The 23,378-nt window shown below is 66.4% G+C and carries 18 protein-coding genes and 4 pseudogenes; 6 read left to right on the top strand and 16 right to left on the bottom strand.

Translation table 11 applies throughout. The features are described 5' to 3' along the window. The first annotated feature begins 9 nt into the window (after positions 1-9). The 4 genes and pseudogenes from ACZK2V_RS18540 to ACZK2V_RS18555 all read left to right on the top strand — a co-directional run bounded on the left by ACZK2V_RS18540 (position 10) and on the right by ACZK2V_RS18555 (position 4,048). Positions 10-639: an OmpW/AlkL family protein gene (locus ACZK2V_RS18540; protein WP_019338734.1), complete on the top strand. Its 630-nt coding sequence runs from the start codon at positions 10-12 to the stop codon at positions 637-639. A 195-nt stretch (positions 640-834) separates the two neighbouring features. Continuing rightward, complete coding sequence (locus ACZK2V_RS18545) at positions 835-2,244, top strand: hypothetical protein (protein WP_329811395.1); 1,410 nt, start codon at positions 835-837, stop codon at positions 2,242-2,244. A gap of 177 nt (positions 2,245-2,421) precedes the next feature. Beyond that, a pseudogene (locus ACZK2V_RS18550) lies at positions 2,422-3,238 on the top strand (S1/P1 nuclease). A gap of 11 nt (positions 3,239-3,249) precedes the next feature. Continuing rightward, positions 3,250-4,048, top strand: a pseudogene (locus ACZK2V_RS18555) (MBL fold metallo-hydrolase). 57 nt (positions 4,049-4,105) lie between these two features. On the opposite strand, the gene ACZK2V_RS18560 reads toward ACZK2V_RS18555, so the two are convergent. Genes ACZK2V_RS18560 through ACZK2V_RS18570 form a run of 3 tightly spaced genes read right to left on the bottom strand, consistent with a single transcriptional unit; the run spans position 4,106 to position 6,226 of the window. Continuing rightward, on the bottom strand, positions 4,106-4,669 hold the full coding sequence (locus ACZK2V_RS18560; protein ID WP_032127863.1) for a hypothetical protein: 564 nt from the start codon (positions 4,667-4,669) through the stop codon (positions 4,106-4,108). Continuing rightward, a complete protein-coding gene (locus ACZK2V_RS18565; RefSeq protein ID WP_486322659.1) occupies positions 4,666-5,868 on the bottom strand; it encodes a M56 family metallopeptidase in 1,203 nt (400 codons plus the stop codon). The genes ACZK2V_RS18560 and ACZK2V_RS18565 overlap by 4 nt, the downstream gene beginning before the upstream one ends. Further along, positions 5,861-6,226 carry a BlaI/MecI/CopY family transcriptional regulator gene (locus tag ACZK2V_RS18570; RefSeq protein WP_049422658.1) on the bottom strand — a complete coding sequence of 122 codons (366 nt, stop codon included), beginning with the start codon at positions 6,224-6,226 and terminating at the stop codon, positions 5,861-5,863. Before ACZK2V_RS18570 ends, ACZK2V_RS18565 begins: the two co-directional genes overlap by 8 nt. 118 nt (positions 6,227-6,344) lie before the next feature. Between ACZK2V_RS18570 and ACZK2V_RS18575 the strand changes: the two genes are divergently transcribed. Further along, positions 6,345-6,902 (top strand): flavin reductase family protein, encoded by a 558-nt coding sequence (locus ACZK2V_RS18575; protein WP_154264289.1) that lies wholly within the window; start codon positions 6,345-6,347, stop codon positions 6,900-6,902. Positions 6,903-6,936: 34 nt separating this feature from the next. Then, a pseudogene (locus ACZK2V_RS18580) lies at positions 6,937-8,887 on the top strand (acetyl-CoA hydrolase/transferase C-terminal domain-containing protein). A gap of 88 nt (positions 8,888-8,975) precedes the next feature. On the opposite strand, the gene ACZK2V_RS18585 reads toward ACZK2V_RS18580, so the two are convergent. The 13 genes and pseudogenes from ACZK2V_RS18585 to ACZK2V_RS18645 all read right to left on the bottom strand — a co-directional run bounded on the left by ACZK2V_RS18585 (position 8,976) and on the right by ACZK2V_RS18645 (position 23,352). Continuing rightward, the gene (locus ACZK2V_RS18585; protein ID WP_486322660.1) at positions 8,976-9,281 is read right to left on the bottom strand and encodes a HigA family addiction module antitoxin; all 306 of its coding nucleotides are present in this window, start codon (positions 9,279-9,281) and stop codon (positions 8,976-8,978) included. An 11-nt stretch (positions 9,282-9,292) separates the two neighbouring features. Continuing rightward, positions 9,293-9,571, bottom strand: coding sequence for a type II toxin-antitoxin system RelE/ParE family toxin (locus tag ACZK2V_RS18590; protein WP_486322661.1), 279 nt, complete (start codon positions 9,569-9,571; stop codon positions 9,293-9,295). Positions 9,572-9,876: 305 nt separating this feature from the next. Beyond that, positions 9,877-11,874: a transketolase gene (gene tkt / locus ACZK2V_RS18595; protein WP_132810703.1), complete on the bottom strand. Its 1,998-nt coding sequence runs from the start codon at positions 11,872-11,874 to the stop codon at positions 9,877-9,879. 473 nt (positions 11,875-12,347) lie between these two features. Continuing rightward, the gene (locus tag ACZK2V_RS18600; RefSeq protein WP_049400752.1) at positions 12,348-13,667 is read right to left on the bottom strand and encodes a dicarboxylate/amino acid:cation symporter; all 1,320 of its coding nucleotides are present in this window, start codon (positions 13,665-13,667) and stop codon (positions 12,348-12,350) included. A gap of 57 nt (positions 13,668-13,724) precedes the next feature. Then, positions 13,725-15,440 carry a BatD family protein gene (locus tag ACZK2V_RS18605; RefSeq protein WP_329811392.1) on the bottom strand — a complete coding sequence of 572 codons (1,716 nt, stop codon included), beginning with the start codon at positions 15,438-15,440 and terminating at the stop codon, positions 13,725-13,727. Beyond that, positions 15,437-17,275: a tetratricopeptide repeat protein gene (locus ACZK2V_RS18610; RefSeq protein ID WP_486322662.1), complete on the bottom strand. Its 1,839-nt coding sequence runs from the start codon at positions 17,273-17,275 to the stop codon at positions 15,437-15,439. The genes ACZK2V_RS18605 and ACZK2V_RS18610 overlap by 4 nt, the downstream gene beginning before the upstream one ends. Next, entirely contained in the window at positions 17,272-18,276 is a 1,005-nt protein-coding gene (locus ACZK2V_RS18615; RefSeq protein ID WP_049422627.1) for a vWA domain-containing protein, read from the bottom strand. Before ACZK2V_RS18615 ends, ACZK2V_RS18610 begins: the two co-directional genes overlap by 4 nt. Then, positions 18,273-18,722 carry a DUF4381 family protein gene (locus ACZK2V_RS18620; protein WP_486322663.1) on the bottom strand — a complete coding sequence of 150 codons (450 nt, stop codon included), beginning with the start codon at positions 18,720-18,722 and terminating at the stop codon, positions 18,273-18,275. Before ACZK2V_RS18620 ends, ACZK2V_RS18615 begins: the two co-directional genes overlap by 4 nt. After that, a pseudogene (locus ACZK2V_RS18625) lies at positions 18,719-19,647 on the bottom strand (DUF58 domain-containing protein). Before ACZK2V_RS18625 ends, ACZK2V_RS18620 begins: the two are co-directional and overlap by 4 nt. 8 nt (positions 19,648-19,655) lie before the next feature. Then, a complete protein-coding gene (locus tag ACZK2V_RS18630; RefSeq protein ID WP_486322664.1) occupies positions 19,656-19,898 on the bottom strand; it encodes a hypothetical protein in 243 nt (80 codons plus the stop codon). Next, the gene (locus ACZK2V_RS18635) at positions 19,780-20,679 is read right to left on the bottom strand and encodes an AAA family ATPase (RefSeq protein ID WP_486322665.1); all 900 of its coding nucleotides are present in this window, start codon (positions 20,677-20,679) and stop codon (positions 19,780-19,782) included. Before ACZK2V_RS18635 ends, ACZK2V_RS18630 begins: the two co-directional genes overlap by 119 nt. Before the next feature lie 171 nt (positions 20,680-20,850). Then, the gene (locus tag ACZK2V_RS18640) at positions 20,851-22,824 is read right to left on the bottom strand and encodes a type IV pilus secretin PilQ (RefSeq protein ID WP_049422631.1); all 1,974 of its coding nucleotides are present in this window, start codon (positions 22,822-22,824) and stop codon (positions 20,851-20,853) included. 21 nt (positions 22,825-22,845) lie between these two features. Continuing rightward, entirely contained in the window at positions 22,846-23,352 is a 507-nt protein-coding gene (locus ACZK2V_RS18645; RefSeq protein WP_010484064.1) for a pilus assembly protein PilP, read from the bottom strand. Positions 23,353-23,378: the final 26 nt, after the last annotated feature.

Genomic DNA, 23,378 nt, shown 5'->3' on the forward strand with positions numbered 1-23,378 from the left:
ATCACCCCCATGCGCAAGACCTCCCCCCTGATCGTGGCCAGCCTGGCCGCCGCCCTGTCCCTCGCCGCCGCCCCGGCCATGGCCCAGTCCAAGGGCGACTGGACCCTCTCCGCCGGCGTGCACCAAGTGGCCCCGAAGTCGAACAACGGCTGGCTGGCCAACCACACCCTGAAGGTCGACGTCGACAACGACGTCAAGCCGACCATCACCGGTGAGTACTTCATTGCCGACAACCTGGGCATCGAAGTGCTGGCCGCGCTGCCGTTCAAGCACGACATCAACATCAACGGCCTGGGCCGCGTGGGCAGCACCAAGCAGCTGCCGCCGGTGGTGACCGTGCAGTACCACTTCAACAGCAAGGGCAAGGTGTCGCCGTTCATCGGTGCGGGCGTGAACTACACGACCTTCTTCAGCGAAGACACCACCGGTGCGCTGAAGGACAGCCGCCTGAAGCTGCAGGATTCGTGGGGCCTGGCCGCGCATGCGGGCGTGGACTTCGCGATCGGCGAGAAGGGCGCACTGCGCGTGGACATGCGCTGGATCGACATCGACAGCAAGGTGAAGTTGAACGGCGAGAAAATCGGCACGGTCAACATCGATCCGCTGGTCTACGGCGCTTCGTACGTCTTCAAGTTCTAAAGCGGTGTGTTGAGCGCGGGGGCTTCGCCCCCGCTCCCCCAATACACGCAAAACCCTCGCAGCATGTTGCCCCGGTGATTGCCGGGGCTTTTTTGTTCTGAATTTCCCTACCCCGACCATGCCATGCTAAGAAACCACTAGCGCAGATACGACTAGAATCTTCAGGCCTCCACCGACAAGAGAAGGAGCTCAACCATGAAGTTGGCTTGGCTAACAATCGCGTTCCTTCTAGGAGCTCCGACGGCGCATGCCACTGGCGTTGCAGATGGAACGTTCGCAATGATGTCTGGAGGATCCTGCGATGACTTTGCCCAGGACTGCTATCTGGACAATCCCGCCATCGCGGAGAAAGTAGTCGATCAACTTGCGGCAATCGGCGTCACGCGTTTTCTCGTACCATCGGCAACGTTGAGTCAGCTGCGTACCATTGCGACCCCGATCAGCACGCGAGGGCTTGAGTTCTTTACGTATGAACGTTGGACGTTCGAATCTGCAACCCAAGCCGGGAAGTTCAACTGCCAGACTTACACTCAGGAACGGATTGATCCAGTTCTAGTCAAACTCCGTGCCGAGTTTGGCAAGAGCTTTGCTGGTCTTCATTTCAAGGATGAACCACCAGAAAAAGACATTTCTCCACTCGCAGAGATGAACCGATGCGTCAAAGGCGACCACCGTCTCGCAGGCATGAAGGTGTTCATCAACCTGTTCCCATTGCATGCCAACGCGGGCTCCTATGCGGGCACTGAACATGCCGGCGCCATGTCACCCACTGACTATGGTGTGGATTGCATGGAAGCGAGTATTTCGCAACCTGAAAGAACCGCACAGATGGTGGCACGCTACTCGACGTTTGCGCGCCGGGTATCTGACGAGGTGCGCCCTGACTACCTCGCCTTCGACATTTATCCATTTACCCCGTCATTCAGGAAGTGTCCAACGGCGAAGGACCTTCTGATGTCCGAGAACATGTCGATCATTTCGAATCTCGCCAGATCCAGGGGGCAAACTGCCGTCGCTTACCTCCAGAATGTGCAATCCGCACATCCCTCGCTGGCCCAGGACCCTTTCGAGTACGCCAACTTCCATGATCTGCGTTGGTTCGCCGGATGGTCTTTTGCATTCGGCATCAACGGCTTCGCGAACTTCATTACCCACGATGTCAGCAATGCCGCCAGTGTTCCGAATGGGAATGACATGCTCGGACTGCTCGACAAACGCAACAACCTTCGCAATCTGGCTTCGGATCAGCAAAGCACTTTCGGTGTAACGAGACAGGTCCAGTCCGCACTGGCAAACGTCAACTACCTGGGTTTTGCCGACAACAATCTCGGCGTTCCATCGGCCCAGGTCTCAGGCTGGCTGTCGAATTCATCATTCCTTGTGGGCGAGTACGGCAGCGACGATCGTTCCCTGGTCTATCTCGTCGTTACTGCTCGTGCCCCCCGGCAATCGGCATCCGGGATCATTGGCCTCAACAAGTGGTGGCGGGAGGTGGAGAAACTGAACTTTGACACGGGCAAATGGCAGCGCGTTGGCAACGTGACCAACAAAGTCGACGTCGAAATAACCACAATACCTCTCGAGCTCTATCGACTAACGCACTGATCCCTCAACGTCGCCTTCCGCATGGTCAACTTTGCCATGTGGGAGCGCTCTCCCGGCTTACAGAGTGATGACCGTGCCAGTCTCAAATTCGACCAGACAGGCCACTGAGGACGTGACTGTCTCTCCATGGGTCGTCATGCCAGCCCCCTCCTCTTCGCGCCCCGCTAGAATGTGCGCATGAAAGCCCTGCACTCCCTGTTCCTCGCCGCCGCCCTGGCGCCGGCCCTGCTGTCCGTCTCCGCCCCCGCCCATGCCTGGGGCGCGCAAGGCCACCGTCTGGTCGCCGAAGTCGCCGACGCCCGCCTCAACCCCACCGCCCGCGCCGAAGTGGACCGCCTGCTGGCCACCGAACCGGATGCCACGCTGGCCAGCATCGCCCCCTGGGCCGACCAGCTGCGCGCCAAGGATCCGGGCCTGGGCCGTCGCTCGGCCGGCTGGCACTACGTCAACATCGCCGAAGACAACTGCCACTACGAAGCACCGAAGCACTGCAAGAACGGCAACTGCATCGTCGAGGCCCTGAAGGCACAGAGCGCCATCCTCGGCGACCGCAGCCTGACCGACGGCGAGCGCCTGCAGGCGCTGAAGTTCGTCGTGCACCTGGTCGGCGACATCCACCAGCCGATGCACGCCGGTTACGCCCACGACAAGGGCGGCAACGACTTCCAGCTGCAGTTCGGCAACCGCGGTACCAACCTGCACTCGCTGTGGGACAGCGGCATGCTCAACACCCGCAAGCTGGACGACGCCGGCTATCTCCCGCTGCTGCAGAGCCAGCGCGCCGAAGCTGGCGCGCCAGTCCAACCCGCAGCGCGACCCGCAGACGTGGGCCGAGGCCAGCTGCCGCATTTCCATGCAAGCTGGCGTTTATCCGGCCACGCGTAAAATCGGTGACGAATACACCGAGCGCTACCGGCCGCTGGCCGAAGCGCAGCTGCGACTGGCCGGTGAGAACCTGGCGCAGTTGCTGAACCGCGTGCTCGGCACGCGCTGAGGAGAGTTCCGATGCCGGTCCAGGTGCAGTCGTTCTTCCACCGTGACAGCAACACCTTCAGCTATCTGGCCAGCGACCCGGCCAGCGGCGAGGCAGCGCTGATCGACCCGGTCCTGGACTACGACCCGGATACCGACGCCAGCAGTGAAGCGCCGCTGCATGCCGCGTTGCAGGCCATCGAACAACAGGGCCTGCAGCTGCGCTGGCTGCTGGAAACCCACGCCCACGCCGACCATGTGTCGGCCGGGCGCCGCCTGAAGGAGCGCTTCCCGCAGGCCACGCTGGCCATCGGCGAAGGCATCCGCGCGGTGCAGGCCACCTTCGCGCCGCGCTACGGCCTGCAGCTTCCTGCGGCCGATGACATCTTCGATCACCTGTTCAGCGATGGCGAAACCTTTGCTGTGGGCGAACTGCGCTGTCAGGTGATCGCCGTGCCCGGCCATACCAGCGACAGCATCGCCTACCTGATCGACGATGCGCTGTTCACCGGTGACTCGCTGTTCATGCCCGACGGCGGTACCGCCCGCTGCGATTTCCCGGGTGGCGATGCCGCGCAGCTGTACCGTTCGATCCAGCGCCTGCTGGCGCTGCCCGATGCGACGCGCGTGTTCGTCTGCCACGACTACGGTCCGGGTGGTCGTGCATTCGCCAACGAAACCACCATCGGCGAACAGCGCGCACAACATCCACGTGCATGACGGCGTGGCCGAGGCGGAGTTCGTCAGCGTGCGCCAGGCACGCGATGCGACGCTGGAAGAACCCAAGCTGATGCAGCCCGCGGTGAAGGCCAACATCCAGGGCGGGGCCTGATCCACGCCGCTGCGCTCGCCGGGCATGGCCCGGCGCTGCCCCGGTCATCGCAAGCGGTCATTTTCCCTGCGTACGCACCACGTGCTGTCCCTTCACGATCTCGAAGGTGAAGGCATACTGCAGGGTGACCGCCACCGGCTCGACGCGCTCGGCGCCGCGACAGTCGCCACGGTCGGCAGGCACCTTGCCAGCCGCGAAGTGGCAGACCGCTGCGGACGAGTACTTCCACATCGCCACGGCTTCCTGCGCCGCCTGCAGCAGGGGCGCATTCTCGCCTGCAGCACCTGCCGCGCACTCAGGGCGATCGGTCAGCGGCACGCTGCGTTCGACACTGCCCTGTGCATCAACCACCACCTGCAGGCAGATGGTGGTCGGTGCCAGCTCCGCACGCGGGTCACGATCACCGACCTCCGGATCCGGCGCCGCGTACAACTGCGGCATCCGGTAGCCCTCGCTCGCGCCCAGCGAGTACGTCTGCACTTGCCCGCTGCCGCCACCGGCCTGCGGCTGCAGGCGCTGATGGCCGACATTCTCGCTGCGGGTATCAACGGTGGTCAGGCGATCCTGGGTCGCGCATCCTGCCAACAGCGCCGCCATCATCAACAGCGGCGCGGTCTTCACTGGGAGTCCTCGGTGTTGTCCATGGCATAGGTGATCGGAATCTTCACAGCCCCTGCAACGGGCTTTCCGTTCTTTATCGCCGGACGATAGGTCCAGCTCCGCGCAGCGGCGATCGACACCGCATCGAACACACCCGGATTGGTTGCGCTGAGCACTTGGACGTCAGTCGGATGGCCCTTGGCATCCACTTCCACGCGCAGGTTCACCACGCCCACCTGACGCTGTTCGAACGCGGACTTCGGATAGGACGGCGGCGGCATCTTGTCGACCTCTATCTCCCGATCCATGGCGGCCCCTGTCTGGCCGTCTGCGGCTGCACCGCCCTGGCTGGCCCACGCCACCGCGCCCATTCCCAGACACAACCCGACCACCAGCACCTGCCCCGACACCCACGGCAATGCCTTCCGCTTGGACTGCTTCAACATGGCGATACGCTCCTTCAACACGGGTTGGCTGCGCCAATGGCAGACCGCTGGCGCAACCGGATGGACCAGCTGCGCCTTCAGCAGCGTGCTGGCGTAGAGACCGCGCAGCGCAGGCTGCGGGGCAATGGTGCGGGCATCGCAGGCCAGCTCCTGGTCACGCAGGAGTCGGCGGGAGGCCCACGGCAGAAGCGGATGGAACCAGAACACCGCGCGTGCCATCAGCAGCGCCCCATTGGCCCAGTGATCGCCATTGCGACGGTGGCTGCGCTCGTGCTGCAGGATCAGGCCCTGCTCCTGTGCGGTGAACTGCTGGTCGAAATCCGGGCCTACCACGATGCGCGGACGCCACAGGCCGACCAGCGCGGGCAGGCCCGGGTCGGCGCTGGCCTGCCAGCTGCCATCGGCGCGTGCACACAGTTGGCCCATGCCACGTTCAAAGCGCCGCTGCGCACGTAGATCGCGTAGCAGACAAAGGACCGCCCCCATCATCCATGCCAGCAGCAACAGCCCGGCCCACGGCAACGACTGCCCTGCCATGCCTTCGACGGCGCCGGGTACCACTTTCAGCGGCAGCGTCGGCACATGCTCCAGAAGTGCCACCTGCGGCAACGGCAGCATCAGTGCCAGCAGCAGCAACGGCAGCAGCCACCAGCTGCGGTAGGCCAACGCCACGCCCCCCAGCCGCACCAGCAAGGGTCGCAGCACCGCCAGCACGACCACGCCCACCGCCAGCCACAGGCTGGCCTGCCACAGCCCATCGAGCAGCTCAGTCATGGTCCAGCTCCTGGATCAGTTTCTTCAGTTCGGCGATGTCCTGCGCACTCAACTGGCCGCGTTCGCTGAAGTGCGCAACCAGCGGCGCAACGCGCCCTTCGAAGACACGGCCGATGAAGTCCTGGCTCTGCGCCTCCACCCAGGCCGGCCGCTGCAGCAGCGGCCGGTACAGGTAGCGCCGGCCATCGCGCTCGGCAGCAATCGCGCCCTTGGTCAGCAGGCGGTTGAGCAGGGTCTTGATGGTCGGCTCGGCCCAGTCACGGTGGGCCAGTGCGGCGACCACGTCATCGGCGCTACGCGGTGCCTGCTGCCATAGCACCTCCATCACAACGGCTTCGGCTTCGCTGATCGGGGTCATGGTTTACATCCGTAATCGACGACCCGATTACGCGCGTAATCGAATCGTCTGTCAAGCCCCTCGACTCCAGGTTCATCCCGGCTGCGCCAGCATCGATTCCTCCCGCCCCAGGCCCCGGATGAAAGCGCTGCCCAAGAAGGAATTCCCGGTCGAGCAGGCCCGCCGCTTCCTCGAACCCGGGCCGATCGTGCTGGTCAGCACCGCCTGGCGCGGCCAGCGCAACCTGATGACGATGGGCTGGCACATGGTGATGGGCTTCTCGCCCTCGCTGGTCGCCACCTACCTGTGGGACGCAAACCACAGCCATGCGCTGGCGCGTGGCAGCGGCGAGTGCGTGATCAATGTGCCGGGGGTGGAACTGCTCGATACCGTGGTGGACATCGGCAACTGCAGCGGCCGCGAGGTCGACAAGTTCGCCCGTTTCGAGCTTGATGCGCTGCCGGCGCGCGAGGTCGGTGCACCGCTGGTCGGGCAATGCCATTCGTGCTTCGAATGCCGCTTGTACGACGACAGCCAGGTGGCGTCGAACAACCTGTTCATCTGGGAAATCGTACGCGCCCATGTTGCGCCCCGGCCGAAACTACCGCGCACGATGCATTACCGCGGCGATGGGCAGTTCATGGTGTCCGGCGCCGAAGTCTCGCGTCGACGGCGGTTCAAGCCCGACATGCTGTAATGCCCGCACTCCCCCACACGCAGGACCGCCGCGCATGACCGAACACCTCACCGACCTGGACGCCGCCGTCGATTGGTTGTTTGCGCGCGTGGACGGGCCGCTGCGGATCGGGGCACCGCTGGCACTGGGCAAGCCGCATCGGCTGCTCAATGCCCTTTACGCACGCGTCGAGCACGATCCGTCGCGGCCGCTGCAGCTGTATACCGCGCTGTCGCTGAACCCGCCGAAGGCGCGCGGCAACGGCCTGGAAGCGCGCTTCATGGCGCCGTTCGCGCAGCGCCATTTCGGCGACGATTTCCCGCGCCTGGCCTATGCCGATGCGATCGCGCGCGACGCGTTGCCGGCGCATGTGCAGGTGGAAGAGTTCTACATGCAGTCCGGCGCCCTGCTCGGCTCGCGGCAGGCGCAGTCCAGCTATACCAGCCTGAACTACACCCACGCTGCCGATGCGGTGGCGCAGCGCGCCGCAGGTGATCGTGCAGAAGGTGGCGATGCGACCGAACGACCGCCGGCTCTCGCTGTCGTGCAACAACGACATCACCCAGGACACGCTGGATGCGATGACCGCTCGCGGGCTGCCTCGCCCGCTGCTGATCGCCGAGATCGATCCGCAGCTACCCTACCTGGGTGGCTCGGCCACGGTCGATGTGTCGTTCTTCGATCTGGTGATCACCCCGCCACCACCGTACCCGGCGTTGTTCGGCCTGCCGCGGCAGCCGGTCGGCGATGCCGACTACGCCATTGGCCTGTATGCCAGCACGCTGGTGCGCGACGGCGGCACCCTGCAGATCGGCATCGGCACGCTGGCCGACGCGCTCAGCCATGCGCTGGTGCTGCGCCACACCGACAACGCGCGCTACCGCCGCGTGCTGCACGCGCTGGATCCGCAGCTGGCCAGCCACCCGCTGGTGCAGGAAATCGGCGGACTGGATCCGTTCGAGGTCGGCCTGTATGGCTGCAGCGAAATGCTCAACGAGGGCTTCCGCCGGCTGGTGCAGACCGGGGTGATCAAACGCAAGGTGCACGACGACCTGGCGCTTATGCAGCGTATTGAAAATGGCAGCACGCTGTCCATCGATCACGCCACCCTGGCCGCCGAGGGCGAGTACCTGCACGGCGCGTTCTACCTGGGTTCGCCGGAGTTCTACGAGTGGTTGCGCACGCTGCCGGAAGACGAATGCCGTGCGATCGGCATGCGCCGCATCAGCGAGATCAACCAGCTGTACGGTGGCAACGAGACACTGGAACGCCTGCAGCGCCGCCACGCGCGCTTCTTCAACTCCTGCATGATGGCCACCGCGCTGGGCGCGGCGGTGTCGGATGCGCTGGATGATGGACGTGTGGTGTCCGGCGTGGGTGGTCAGTACAACTTCGTGGCGATGGCACATGCGCTGCCGGAAGCGCGCAGCGTGCTGATGTTCCGCGCCGCGCGCGATGACAAGGGCCAGCGCGAATCCAACGTGCGCTGGAACTACGGGCACACCACCATCCCACGCCACCTGCGCGACATCTACCTCAACGAATACGGCATCGCCGACCTGCGCGGCCTGACCGACGAGGACTGCGTGCATGCGATGACCGCAATCACCGAGGCCCCGTTCCAGGGCGGCCTGCTGCAGCAGGCACACGCCGCGCGCAAGCTGCTGGCGGCCACGCAACCGGATCCGGAGCGCCAGCAGCGCAACACGCCGCAGGCACTGTCCGCGGCACTGGCACCGTTCCGCGTCGATGGCAGCCTGCCCGACTATCCGTTGGGCAGCGACTTCAACGAGATCGAGCAGGTGCTGGTGAAAGCGCTGGGCTGGCTGAAGGCCAACACGCAGACCCGCGGCGACAAACTGCGTACCGTCTGGGCAGCGCTGCGGCAACCGGCTGGCGACGGCGATGCGGTGTACCTGCAGCGCATGGGCCTGCAGGCACCCAAGGATTTCGCCGAACGCCTGGACGCGCGACTGCTGCGCCTCGCACTGGCACGCACCGCCTGAAAAAAGGGGACGGAGGGGATTAAGTCGTTTGTGCATAAACGACTTAATCCCCTCCGTCCCCTTTTTCTCATCCACGCATGGCGTAGATCTACCGCTCTATCCTCACTGCATCCTCAAGATACAGATGGGCAATCGGTGGATGCGCTCGATGCTCGACCTGCCACAGGTCGTATGCCGCCTGCATCGCCAGCCACATGCGGGCATTGCCCAGACCTGCAAGCTCAAGGCGGAATGCAAGTTCCGCGGAGATGCCAGCGTGCCCGTTGATGATGGTCGACAGCTGTCCGCGCGAATAGCCAAGATGCTGCGCCAGCGCACTGATCGACATGCTTATCGCCGGCAGGATGTCTTCGCGCAGCGACTCTCCGGGATGCGGTGGATCATGCAACGGCATCGAGCAGACTCCTAGTGGTAATCAAGGTAATCGACCAGTTCGACGTCCAGCCCACGAAAGCGGAACACCAATCGCCAACTCGCCGAGACACTTACAGCCCAGTAGCCGCTATAGCTCCCGCACAGGGGGTGCAGGCGATTTCCGGGCAGCCCCATGTCTCCAGGCAGCCGGGCTTGATCCAGCTGCAGAAGCAAACGCCGCAACCGAGCCACATGATCGGCACGGACTCCGGACATGTCGCCCCGCTCATAGAGCGCCTTCAGGCCCTTGTGCCTGAAGCTGACGATCATGCGGCGCCATTGTAAGGCATCACCTTACACCCCGCAAATCCACCATGGGTTTCTGCGCCGCTCTTCTTGTCCATGACTACTTCCGGGGGTACCTCGGCAGGCCCTCCTTTTCGCAAGGAATGCAGGCTAGATGAAGAGGCCAACGCGACACTGGTGCCGCAGGGCGCAACATGCCGGACGAAAAAGGGACGGAGGGGATCAAGTCGGTTGTGCACAAACGACTTAATCCCCTCCGTCCCCTTTTCTCTCGAGCAAAGAAAAGGCCGGCGTGCGCCGGCCTTTCCCTTCCTGCTTCGCGAGGCTGCTTACAGCGCCTTGGCCGCTTCCACCACGTGGGCGGTGGTGATGCCGAAGTGCTTGTACAGCTGGTCGGCGGGGGCCGAGGCACCGAAGGTGTCGATACCGATCACCGCACCGTCCAGGCCGACAAACTGGCGCCAGAAGCCGGTGACACCGGCTTCCACCGCCACGCGCTTGCGCACGGCGTTCGGCAGCACCGATTCACGGTAGGCCGCATCCTGGCGCAGGAACACGTCGGTGGACGGCATCGAGACCACGCGGGTCTTGAGGCCGGCCGCATCCAGCTGGGCCTTGGCTTCGGTGGCCAGCGAAACTTCCGAACCGGTGGCGATCAGGATCACGTCCGGGGTGCCGGCGGCATCGGCCAGCACGTAGCCACCGCGCTCGATCTGGGCGATCTGCTCGGCGCTGCGCGGCTGGTGCGGCAGGTTCTGGCGGCTGAACACCAGGCAGCTCGGGCCGTCCTGGCGGGTGATCGCAGCCTTCCAGCTCACCGCCGACTCGACCGCATCGCACGGACGCCACACGTCGTTGTTCGGGATGTAACGCAGTGAAGCCAGGTGCTCCACCGGCTGGTGGGTCGGGCCGTCTTCGCCCAGGCCGATCGAGTCGTGGGTGTAGACGTGGATGGCGTGCGCCGGAATCAGTGCGCTCATGCGCACGCCGTTGCGGGCGTAGTCGCTGAACACCAGGAAGGTGGCGTCGAACGGAATGAAGCCGCCGTGCAGGGCCAGGCCGTTGGCAATGGCGGTCATGCCGAACTCGCGCACGCCGTAGTACACGTAGTTGGCGTTGGCGTCGTCGCTGGCAACCGACTTGCTGCCCTTCCACAGGGTCAGGTTGGAGTGCGCCAGGTCGGCCGAGCCACCGACGATTTCCGGCAGCAGCGGGGCGTAGGCTTCGATGGCCAGCTGCGAGGCCTTGCGCGAAGCGATCGTCGGGCCTTCAGCGGCCACCTGGGCGATGTAGGCATCGGCCTTGGCAACGAAGTCGGCCGGCAGCTCGCCGTGCGAACGGCGGGTCAGCTCGGACGCTTCAGCCGGGTACTGGCTGGCGTACTTGTCGAACAGCTGTTCCCACTCGGCCTGGCGCAGGGTGCCGGCGCCATTGGCGCGCCAGCCGTCGTAGATCGCCTGCGGAATCTCGAACGGACCGTATTCCCAGCCCAGCTGCTTGCGGGTGGCTTCCAGCTCGTCCTTGCCCAGCGGAGCGCCGTGGCTGGATTCCTTGCCCGCCTTGTTCGGCGAACCGAAACCAATGGTGGTGCGGCAGCAGATCAGGGTCGGCTTGTCGCTCTGCGACAGCGCGGCCTCGATGCCGGCCTTGATGCTTTCCGGGTCGTGGCCATCGACATCGCGCACGACGTTCCAGCCATAGGCCTCGAAACGCTCCGGGGTATTGTCGGTGAACCAGCCCTCGACGTTGCCGTCGATGGAGATGTGGTTGTTGTCCCAGAAGCAGACCAGCTTGTGCAGGCCCCAGGTACCGGCCAGCGAAGCGGCTTCATGCGACACGCCTTCCATCAGGCAGCCATCGCCCATGAACACCCAGGTGCGGTGGTCGACCACTTCCAGTTCCGGGCGGTTGAAGCGCTGTGCCAGCAGCTTCTCGGCCAGGGCGAAGCCCACGGCATTGGCGAAACCCTGGCCCAGCGGGCCGGTGGTGGTTTCCACGCCCGGGGTCTCGTGGCGTTCCGGGTGGCCGGCGGTGTGGCTGCCCAGCTGGCGGAACAGCTTCAGCTGCTCGATCGGCAGGTCGTAACCGCTCAGGTGCAGCAGCGCGTACTGCAGCATCGAACCGTGGCCGTTGGACAGCACGAAACGGTCGCGGTTGAACCAGTGCGGGTTGCTCGGGTTATGGCGGAGATAGTCGTTCCAGAGGACTTCGGCGATGTCGGCCATGCCCATGGGCATGCCGGGGTGGCCGGACTTTGCGGTTTCAACCGCATCGGCGGCAAGGAAGCGGATGGCGTTGGCCAACTGGCGACGGGTAGGCTGCGTCATGGTTCTGTCGGAATCGGGAGGCGGCCGCGGACGTGCGGGCGGCCTATTGTCCCATAGTCGCCGGGCAGGGGGTCGGTTCACCTTGCCCGGTCGTGCCGGCCGCTGGCCGGCAGTTGCGCAGAATCCAATGAAGATCATGAAGTTGCCGGCCAGCGGCCGGCACTACCGCCCCCGGAGTCCGGGAGCTGCGCCATAGGCGCGGGGGTGTGGAAGCCGGTAAGGGGGGCCCACGATTCGCATCGCGAAACGTGGGAGCGGCAGCGCGCATGCGATGACGCGTACCCGGCCAGCGGCCGGCACTACCCGCCCCCGGAGTCCGGGGGCTGCGCCATAGGCGCCGGGGTGTGGAGGCCGGTAAGGGGGGCCCGCGATTCGCATCGCGAAACGTGGGAGCGGCAGCGCGCATGCGATGACGCGTACCCGGCCAGCGGCCGGCACTACCGCCCCCGGAGTCCGGGGGCGGGAATCCGGACTCAGTCCTGCTGCGGGCCCAGCGCCGGGCCATCGTGCGATTCGCCCTTGGCCACCAGGGTGGTCAGGGCCAGGTCGCCGGTCACGTTCAGCGCGGTCCGGCACATGTCCAGGAAGTGGTTCACGCCCAGGATCAGGCCGATGCCCAACGGGTTCACGCCCACCATCGCGCAGATCATCGCCACCACCGGCAGCGAGCCTGACGGCACGCCGGCCGTGCCGATGCCACCGAGGATGCAGACCGCCATCACCATGATCTGCTGGCCGATGCTCAGGTCCACGCCGAAGAACTGGGCCAGGAAGATCACCGTCACGCCCTCGAACAGCGCGGTGCCGTTCTGGTTGGCGGTGGCGCCCACGGTCAGCACGAAGCGCGACACGCGCTGCGGCAGGCCCATCTGGTCGGCCACGCGCAGCGCGGTCGGTAGGGTAGCGTTGCTGGAAGCGGTGGAGAACGCCATCACCGTCGCTTCCTGGGTATCGCGGAAGAACGACAGCGGCGAACGACCGGACAGCCATACGGCCGTACCGTAGCTCACCACCATGTGCAGGCCGAGTGCCAACACCACCACGCCCACGTAGGCACCGAGGCGGACGATCAGCTCGAAGCCGAACAGCGCGGCCAGGTTGAACATGAAGCAGGCCACCGCATACGGGGCCAGGCGGATGACCAGGTTGATCAGGGTCATCGAAATTTCGAACACGCCTTCGATGGCGCGGCGCAGCGGCGCGACCTTCTCGTTGTCGGTCAGCACCATGCCGATGCCGAACATCAGCGCGAAGAACATCAGCGACAGGATCGCGCCGTTGTCAGACGCGGCCTGCAGCACGTTGCTCGGCACGATCGACAGCAGCATGTCCATGCCCTTCGGCGTGCCGTGGATGCCCGCGACAATCTCCTTGCTGCGCTCGGCGTTCTCCGACAGCATCATCGCAGCGACCTGCGGGTCGACGCCCACACCCGGCTTGAGCAGGTTCACCAGCACCAGCCCGATGCCCACGGCAATGCCGGACAGCAGCACGGTATAGGCCAGGGTCTTCCAGCCGATGCGGCCAAGGGCGCGGATGTCGCCCATCTCCGACACACCCATGATCAGCGCCGAGAAGATCAGCGGCACGATCAGCATGAAGATCAGGTTGAGGAACAGGCCCGACGCCGGGGTGGTGATGTAGTCCATTACCCACTTGGCACCGGCCTGCAGACCATCGACGCTGCCGCCCAGGGCATGCACGATCAGTCCCAGGATCAGGCCGATCGCAAAGCCGATGCCCATCTTCCAATGCAGGGGCAACTTCTTCTTGTCGGCAGCAGCTGCTGTCATGCGCGGGTTTCCTCGAAAAATGAATGCACTCTAACAAAGCGCGCAAGCGGCGCCGGTTCAGGTTCGCCGCGGCGGATACAGCGGCGCCAGGCCAGTGTCAGCGGTCTTTGCTGCCGCCGACCAGTGCGGTCCGTCACGGAAGACCTCGCGCAGGCGCGTGCGCAGCGGCGCAAGATCACCCTGACCGCCCCATCGGGCCTGCTGCAGTTCCTGCAGCACCTGGCGCTGGGCGGCATCCTCAAGCCGCGCGATGACCTGCTCGATACGTTCGACACCGGCCATCGCACACAGCTGCGCTTCCACCTGATCAAACCCTTCACCATCCAGCGCGCGGCGCAGTTCGGCCACGCCGGCACGTCCAGTCGCCACAGCCGGCACAGCGCCCTTGGCCGCCACGGGTGCCGCCACGCGCGGGCGACGGCCTCGCTGCCAGCCCCACAACAGCGTCAACAGCCACAGCAACGCCAGGCCGATGGCGGCGCCCATCCACGGCCACGGACGCTCGGACAAACCACTGGCGCGCGGATCGGTCGCCGCGATACGGCTGTCCTGGCCATCGCCATCCGGCAGCGCCGCATCGGTGTCGATCGGCGGCAGCGGTGCAGGTGGCGCACTGCCAGCCCCGTTACCGGCCACCACGGCCAGCGTCAGGTCCGGCAGCTTCGCTTCCTGTGCCTTGCCATTGCGCACGTCCCACCACGGCAGGCGCGGCCCCGGCACCACCAGCGAACCCGGCTGGCGCGGCACGATCGAATAGCGGCGGGTGATCTTCAGCCGCGGCGTACTGCCATTGAAGGTCTCTTCGTACTGCGCAGGTTCTGCGAACACCTGCGCGGCGCTGCCGACGTCGGGCACCGGCAGATCGGTGAACTGCGCGCGGGTAGCGCCTTCGGCAATCGCCTCCACCACCACGTTGGCCGCCTCGCCGGTACGGGCGCTGGTCGGTGCACTGGTGTAGCGCAGCTGCAGGCCCTGCAGCGGCAGCCATGGCTGCGGCGCCTGTGCCGGTTGCGCCTGCACCTGCAACGTGCGATCGGCGCCGGTGGCATTCATGCGCCCGTCGCCGCCGCCGAAGAAGTCGTCAAAGAAGCCACCGGCACTGCGCCCGCTGAAGCGCGCACCGGCCAGCCGAAGCGCACCGCTGCGCTCGGGGATCAGCAGGAAGCGCCGCTCGACCACGTTGTAGCGGCGGCCGTTGACCTGTCTCACATCGGTGCGGTCATCGCCCACCCGCTGCAACGACGCACCGGCCGGTGTATCCAGCACCAGTTCGCCGGAGGCCAGCTGCGAGGCGAAATACAACCGCACCACCACGCCTACGCTCTGCTGCACATACGGTGTCTCGTCATCGACAACGGTTTCGATGAACGCCACCGCATTACTGTCGGGACCGGCCACGGCAGCGGCATCCACCTGCAGGGTCAACGGTGCGGTGCGTACGCTGCCCACCTGCAGGCCCGGCACCACCAGTGCACCGCTACGCCGTGGCGTGAGTGCCACGCCATACAGATTGCGCTGCTGCATGCTGCCATTGCTCCACGCTACCTGGCGGCTGCTGGTCTGCCCGCTGAGGTCGAAGTCGGTGCGCAACGGTGTGAAGTCAGGGGCGCCCTGGTCGCTCTCGACATTGAGCGTGACCGTGTCGCCCATCGCGATGCGGTCGCGGTCCAGCCACGCACGCGGCTGCGCCCAGGCCAGCAGCGGCAGCCACAGCAGCAGTGCCGCCAGTACCTGTCGGGGCCAGTGCCCGTGCATGTTGATCGCCCGCGTCATCGCCCTTCCCTCTTCCTGCGTTCGTTTTCCAGCTGGAACTTGGCCCGCAGCAATGCGCCCGGATCATCCGGCACGCGCCGCATCCACGCCTCCACCGCCTGCTGCTCCTCGCGTTGGCGTGGGGTGGTGCCGTCGCTGCCTGGAACGGGCTTGCCATCCTGATCGCCTTTGCCCTCACGTGCCTGCTGCATGGCCTGCTGCATGCGCTGGCGTTGCTGCTTATCAGCCTGGGCCTGCGCCTTGGCATCCTCGACCTGTGGCGGCGCCTGCTGTCCATCGCGGCCGCGCTCGCCGGGCTGCGGGCTCGACTGGTTCTTGTCGTCACCGGGATTGGGCTGGCCCTGCTGGCCCGACTGTGGCTGTCCCTGACCGGGATTCTGCTGGCCCTGCTGCGGCTGCTGGCCCTGCGGATTCTGCTGGCCCTGACCATTCTGCGGTTGTTTTTGCTGCCCGTTCTGCGGAGGCTTCTGCTGATCCTGGCCTTTGCCACCCGACGGCTTGCGCTTGCGCGCGGCATCGACCACGGCACGGTTGGCGACCGCATCTGCCATGCCGGGATGCAGTGCCAGCGCGCGGTCGTAGGCGGCAATGGCTTCGTCGTAGTTGCCCTGGCGGGCCAGCGTATTGGCCAGGTTGTACCAGCCCGCATCGCTGTCGATGCCCTCGAACTGCTTGCGGGCACTGGCGAAATCACCGTTGCGGTAAGCCTGCACACCTTCGGCCAGACGCTGGTGCTGCATCTGGTCGGCGCGCTTCCACAGCGTGCCCTGCGCCGGCGGTGCAGCCGGCACCGCAGGCGCCTGCGCCTGCACATCACTCATCCATGGCAGCAGGCCCACCGCCAGCATCGCCGCCAGCAGCGCGCGGCGACGGAAAGCGAGCAGCGCCAGCAGCATCACCGGTGGCAGCAGCCAGAACCCTTCATCACGCCATTGCTTGCCCTCGCCGGGCCGCTGCGCTGCAGTACCTTCGCGTGCATCAAGTACGCCCAGCGCACGCAGGTCACTGTCATCGGTGGCGATGCGGGCATAGCGGCCTCCGCCTGCGGTCGCCACCGCACGCAGGCTGCCTTCATCCAGCGCGGCCTGGCGGATCTGCCCAGTGCCATCCCGGTACGCCGCACCAGCAGATGTGCCCAGCCCCAGTACCGACACCTGCATGCCGAGGCTGCGCGCCTGCGCTGCGGCCAGTGCCGCTTCATCATCCGCCTGATCGCTGACCAGCAGGATCTGCCCCCGCAATGCCCCGATCTGGCGCATCAACCGCGTCGCCCAGTCGATGCCACGGTCGGCGCGTTGTCCGTCGCGCGGCATCGCATCCGGCGACAGCGCGTCCAGATACAGCGCGACGTTGCTGCCGTCGTCGGTCAGCGGTGCCACGGTGTAGGCATCCTCGGCATAGACCACCAGCCCCACCTGGCCACCCTGGCGGGCACGCAGCAGCTCGCCCACTTTCGCCCGAGCCTGCAGCAGGCGCGACGGCGGCAGATCGGTGGCATTGATCCGGCTGGACAGATCCAGCACGACCAGCAGCGGTGCGCTGGCCTGGAACATCGGTTGCGCCTGCTGCCGCCAACTCGGCCCGGCCATGGCCAGCGCTGCCAGGGTCCAGCCCAGCAGCACGGCCCAGGGCAGGCGTGCACGGCGGCGCGTGCCCGCAGCCAGCAGATGCGGCAACAGGTGGGCATCCACCGCTGTTCGCCACACGTCGCTGCGCCGCTGCCGATACAACGCCACAGCGATGATCAACGGCAGCGCCAGCAACGCCCACAGCCATTCCGGACGCAGGAAGTGCAGCACGTTCCAGTCAGGAAGATTCGAAGCAAGCGCGATCATCGGCGACGCTCCGGCCACAGCCAGGCCAATGCGCCCAGCAGCAAGGCCAGGCCCAGCGGCCAAGCATAGCGTTCCTCTCGCGGTCGCAGGCTTGGTCCCTTCGCGGCGATCGGCTCCAGCCGGTCCAGTTCGGCGTAGATGCCGGCCAGCTGTGCAGTGTCGCGGGCGCGGAAGAACTGGCCGCCGGTCATGCTTGCGATCTTCTTCAAGGTAGCCTCGTCGACCGGATCCTGGTCGGCGGAAATGGGAATACCGAACAGGCGCATGCTGCCATCACCGCCAAAGGCGACGGTGTGGATACGCACGCCCTCGGCACGCGCGACTTCGGCGGCACGCAGCGGTTCCAGCACGCCGGCATTGCTGACGCCGTCGGTCAGCAGAATCAGCACGCGCTGGCCTTCAGGCTGGCTGCGCAGGCGCTTCACCGCCAGGCCGATGGCATCACCGATGGCGGTCTCGCGCCCGGCCAGGCCGACCACGCTGTCGCGCAGCTGGTCGCGCACGCTGGCCAGATCGGCCGTAAGCGGCGTCAACGTGTAGGCGCGGTCGCCGAAGATCAGCAGGCCGATGCGATCACCGGCACGACGATCAAGGAAATCGGCCAGCACGGCCTTGGCCGCGGTCAGGCGATCCACCGCCTGCCCGCCCAGCACCATGTCGCCCTCGCCCATGCTGCCGGACACGTCCATCGCCAGCATCATCTGCCGGCCCTCCTGCGGCGGCGTGATCGCTTCACCCAGCTGTTGCGGGCGAGCCAGTGCGACGCACAGCGCGCACCAACCCAGCCACAACAGCAGCGTGCGCAGCCACGACACGTCAACGCGGCCGCCACCGGACAGCGCTTCCAGTTCCGTCGCCGCATAGGGCACCCGCAGCGCAGCGCCGGGATCGGCACGACGCTTCCACCAGCGCATCAGCAACGGCAACGGCAGCGCCAGCAGGGCCAACGGCCACGCCAGCTGCAGGTCCGGCCATGGCCAGTAACTTGCCAGCAGATTCATCGGTGCCGCTCCAGCACCATGGCCAGATAGCGCTCGCGCGCCCAGCGGCGTAGTGCGGCCACCTCGTTGACGTCCACGCGTGGGCGATAGGCACCTTCGGCCAACAGGCTTCGGCGTGCTTCCGGCAATGTGCCCTGCGGATCCACGCGCTGCCACCAGGCGTCATCGCGCAGGGATTCACTGCCGGGCTGCGCCTGGCGTGCGGCGCGACGCAGCAGTCCGGCGATGGCTGCCAGTTCCGCAGCAGCATCGGCGGTAGATGCCAGCTCCTGATCGAACAGCTGCAACCAGCGTTGGCGGCGACGGCGACGCTGCCACCAGAAGAATGCAGCCACCGCCAGCAACAGCAGCACCACGCCGCCGATCATCAGATAGCCCGGTGCCGGCGGCCACCACGATGGAGCGGGTGGCACCTGCACATCGCGCAGCGGCAGGTTCGCGCTCATGCCGGCACCTCGGTCGGGGATGGCGCCAGCCAGGCATCACTGGGCGCGTCGGTGGACAGCACCTGCACATCGACGCGGCGCGCTCCAGCTGGCGCCGCAGGTCCTGCAGCGGTTCAACGAAATGCGCCTGCCAATGGGCCTGGACCTCGCTGCGGCGCAGGTCGAGGCCGATGCGCTGCTGCAGGGTCTGGAACTGCAGCGCGGCTGACGGAGGCTGCAGTTCCAATGGATCCACCAGCAGCACCAGGCTGAGGTCGTGGTGCTGGGCCAGCGCACTCCAGCGCGCCGGCGGAATACGGATGGCCTGCTGCGGATCGGCCAGCACCAGCACACGTGCACCCGGGCGCAGGACGCGACCGGCATGGTCCAGCGCACGTTCCAGGCCAAGGTCATCGGCCGGGGGCTGCGCATACCAGCGGGTGAGCGCGTCCAGCACGCGCAATACGCCACGCGGGCCGCCTGCCGGTGCAATCGGTGGTTCACGGTCGCTGCCACGCAGGGCGCCGATGCGATCGCCACGACGCTGCGCCGACCACGCGGCGACGGCGCCCGCGCGTGCAGCCTGCACCGATTTGAAGCGCACGCGGGTGCCGAAGTACAGGGCCGGCGAGGTATCGGCCACGATCAGGCTGACCCGCTCGCGTTCGGCCTGGAACAGCTTGGTGTGGGCACGACCGGTCCGCGCGGTCACCCGCCAGTCGATATGCCGTGCATCATCACCGGCCACGTACTCGCGTGACTCGGCATATTCCATGCCACGCCCGCGCAGCGGCGACGGCGCCTGCCCGGCGTTGCCGGCGCGGCCACGGCGTGGCGGCGGCGGTCGCTGTGCAAGGCGGCGCAGCGCCACCAGTTCGGACAGTTGCGGGCGCAGCCCGTCACCGTCACTGACGGAGGAGGCGTGGTGCAGGGATGGATCGGTCATGCGCAGGCTCAGGGTGCCGGCACCCGGGCCAGCAGCTCCTGCACCAGGCGTTCGCCATCCCAGCCTTCAGCGGTGGCTTCGTAGCTGGGCAGCACGCGATGGCGCAGCACGTCGGCAGCAACCGCTCGCACGTCATCGGGGGTGACGAAATCGCGGCCGGCCAGCCAGGCGCGCACGCGCGCAGCGCTCCAGCGCGATGGAACCGCGCGGGCTGGCGCCCCAGGCAATGCGGCGGCCAAGGCCAGCGTCATAGCGCGACGGATCACGCGAGGCCAGCACCAGCTCGATCAGGTAGCGTTCCAGCGCCGGCGCCATGTGCAGGTCCAGCACTTCGCGGCGGGCATCGAACACATCCTGCATCGGCAGCTTTTCCGGCGCTTGTGCGGCTTCGCCCAACGCACCACGGGCGCGCTCGCGGGCCAGGCGCAGGATCTCCGATTCGGCGGCCTGGTCCGGGTAGCCGATGCGCACATGCATCAGGAAACGGTCCAACTGCGCTTCCGGCAGCGGGAAGGTGCCTTCCTGCTCGATCGGGTTCTGCGTGGCCATCACCAGGAACAGCGGCGGCAGCGCGTAGGTGTGGCGGCCCACGGTGACCTGGCGCTCGCCCATCGCTTCCAGCAGTGCCGACTGCACCTTGGCTGGCGCTCGGTTGATTTCATCGGCCAGCAGGATCGGATGGAAGATCGGGCCGGGTACAAATTCGAAGCGGCCTTCCTGCGGGCGCCAGATCTCGGTGCCGGTCAGGTCGGCCGGCAGCAGGTCCGGGGTGAACTGCACGCGGGCGAAGTCGGCCTCCAGGCGCGAGGCCAGCGCGCGGATCGCCGTGGTCTTGGCCAGGCCCGGGGCACCTTCCACCAGCAGGTGGCCATCGGCCAGCAGCGCGATCAGCAGGCGTTCGACCAGCGCGGCCTGGCCGACGATCTCGGCCGACAATGCGTCGCGCAGCTGGCTGAAAGCGGCATGCAGGCGGGAGGTGGCCGGCGCGGACGGCGGCGAGACGGTTTCGGGCATCGGCGGTGGCAGGTTCATGGGGGCCTTTGACCGGCGCGGGACGGCACGGGTTCCCGACATCATCGCAGGGTGCCCTGCGAATGGCATCAAGAACGGCTGAACGGCCCATCCACGCATGGCGTGGATCTACGGGCGGAAACGAGAAGGGCCGCGCAGGGCGGCCCTTCTGCGTTTCGCTGAGGCGCGGGCTCAGTTCTGCTTGGCCACGCGCAGCACCTTCGGGGTCACGAACACCAGCAGCTCGGCCTTGTCCTTGTTGCGGCCGCGCTTCTTGAACAGGTTGCCCAGGAACGGCACGTCGCCCAGGAACGGCACCTTGCTGATGCTGCTGCGGTCGGTGAACTCGTACACACCACCGATGACCACGGTCTGCCCATCCTCGACCAGCACCGCGGTGTTGACCTCACGGCGGTTGATCGACGGTACCGTGCCGTAGCCCTGCAGTTCGATCAGGCGGTCAACTTCGTCCTTCTTCACCTGCATGTTGAGGAACACGCGGTTGTCGTTGGTGATGGTCGGGGTCACCCGCAGTTCCAGCACCACTTCCTTGAACTGCACGTTCGGGGTGGAACCGGCGCCACCGGCAGCACCGGTGCCACTGATGGTGACGTAGCCGATTTCCTTGCCCTGCTTGATCATCGCCTCGCGCTGATTGGTGGTGACCACACGCGGGTTGGAGATCACCTCACCCCGCGATTCTTCCTGCATGGCCGACAGCTCCACGTCCAGCAGGTAGCCTGCGTTGAGGATCGACAGCGCCAGCGAACCCGGATTGCTGGCCGTAGCCACCGGCAGGTTCCAGTTCAGGCCACGCTTGATGGTCGGGCCGCTGGGAATCGGCGCCGGGCCGACGCTGCCACCGGCCTGCCACTCACGGACCGCCTTGGCGTTGGCCAGTGCGGTATCGACCTGCGACTTGCGGGTTTCCTCGTTGGCAGCGAGGCTGCCGCTGAAGTACACGTTGTCGCGGCTGCCGCTGATGCCGAACTTCGCACCCAGCTCGCGGGCGAAGGTGTCGGTCGCGATGACGATGCGGCTTTCGATCAGCACCTGGTCGACCGGGCGGTCGATCACACTGATCAGCTCGCGCATGCGCGCGATTTTCTTCGGAATGTCGCTGATCATCAGCGTGTTGGTGCGCTCGTCGGCGACGATGCGGCCACGCCCGGACAGGAAGCCACTCTCCTCCTGCGACGAGCCGCCACCACCGCCATTGCCACCACCACTGCCGCCACCGATGCCCTTGGCCTCGGTCAGCGCTTTGAAGATCTGCGTGGCGCTGTGGTAGTTGATCTGGACGTAATCGGTGACCAGGTCTTCGCGGTTCTCGATGGCGATGCGCGCGTCTTCCTTCTCCTGCTCGAACTTGGCCAGCTCAGCCTGCGGAGCGACCCAGATCACGCTGCCATCGCGACGCTTGTCCAGGCCCTTGGCACGCAGCACGATGTCCAGCGCCTGGTCCCACGGCACGTTGACCAGGCGCAGGGTCACATTGCCCTGTACCGAATCGGAAGCCACCACGTTGAGATTGGATTCCTCGGCGATCAACTGCAGCACGGTGCGCACCGGCACGTCCTGGAAGTTGAAGGTCACCGGCTTGCCGGTGAAACCGCGCTGACCAACAGCCTTGGCAGCCTGGGTGACGCTGCCGGCGGTGACTGCACCGACAGCGGCCGGCGCCTGCCGCGGGCTGATCTCGACCACGTATTCGTTGCCGCTCTGGTAGGCCAGTGATTCGACCGCACCGCCGGTGCTCAGCACCAGCTGGGTACCGGCACCGGACGGCTTGGCGTCGATGCGCTGCACCGGCGTGGCGAAGTCGATGACGTTCATCGGCTTCTGCAGGTTGGCCGGCAGTCGGGCGTTACCGACATCGACCACCACGCTGTTGCCCTGCGTACGCAGGTCCGGAACCGCGCCCTGGCCGTCGAACTGGACGATCAGGCGCCCGGCGCCATCATCGCCGCGCTTGAAATCGATCTTGGCCACCGACAGGCCGGCCGGCGCTGCCGCCGGTGCCACGGTGGCGCCCACCGGCTTTTCCGCCGGTGCGGCGGCCAGCGCCGGAGCGCAGGCCAGCATCAGCGCGACTCCCAACGCGCTGACACGGTTCAAGGTAAAGCGCCGGATGGGACGCAGCCCCTTGGCTTGGTGAAAGGTCATCGTGCTATCCCCAGTAAACGATCATTGATCTTCAAGCGAGAGCGTTGCCGGCCGTTCCAGCCAGCCACCCGCGCCATCCGGCACCAGTTCGATCAGCTCCACGTGGTCTTCGAAGACCGCCGTGACCCGCCCGTCGCTCTGCCCCAGGTAGCCGCCCGGGCGTACCCGGTAGGTCACCTTGTCCGGCCCCATCACCAGCGCCACGGTGGCGGCTCCGGTGCCGATGGTGCCGACCATGTCCAGTGCGTCCAGCGGGAAGCCTTCCAGCGGCTCCTTGCGCCGGTTCGGATCCGGACGCAATCCGCCATTCCCCTGCTGCGGATTGGTCCAGGCATCGGTGAACGGGTCGCGCAGACCCTGTGCGGAGTATTCGAAGGTTTCGAACTGCTGCATCACCGGCAGCGGCTCCAGCGGCTGTGCCGGTCGCGCACGCTCGCCTTCCACCCACTTTTCAAGATTCGGCGCATCACCCGGCGTGCTGGTCACATCGCGGCCGCATGCGGCCAGCATCAGCACGACGGCAGCCATCCCACAACGCGCAAAGAGGAAACGGA

The organism is Stenotrophomonas sp. 93052_Sma (assembly GCF_056481145.1).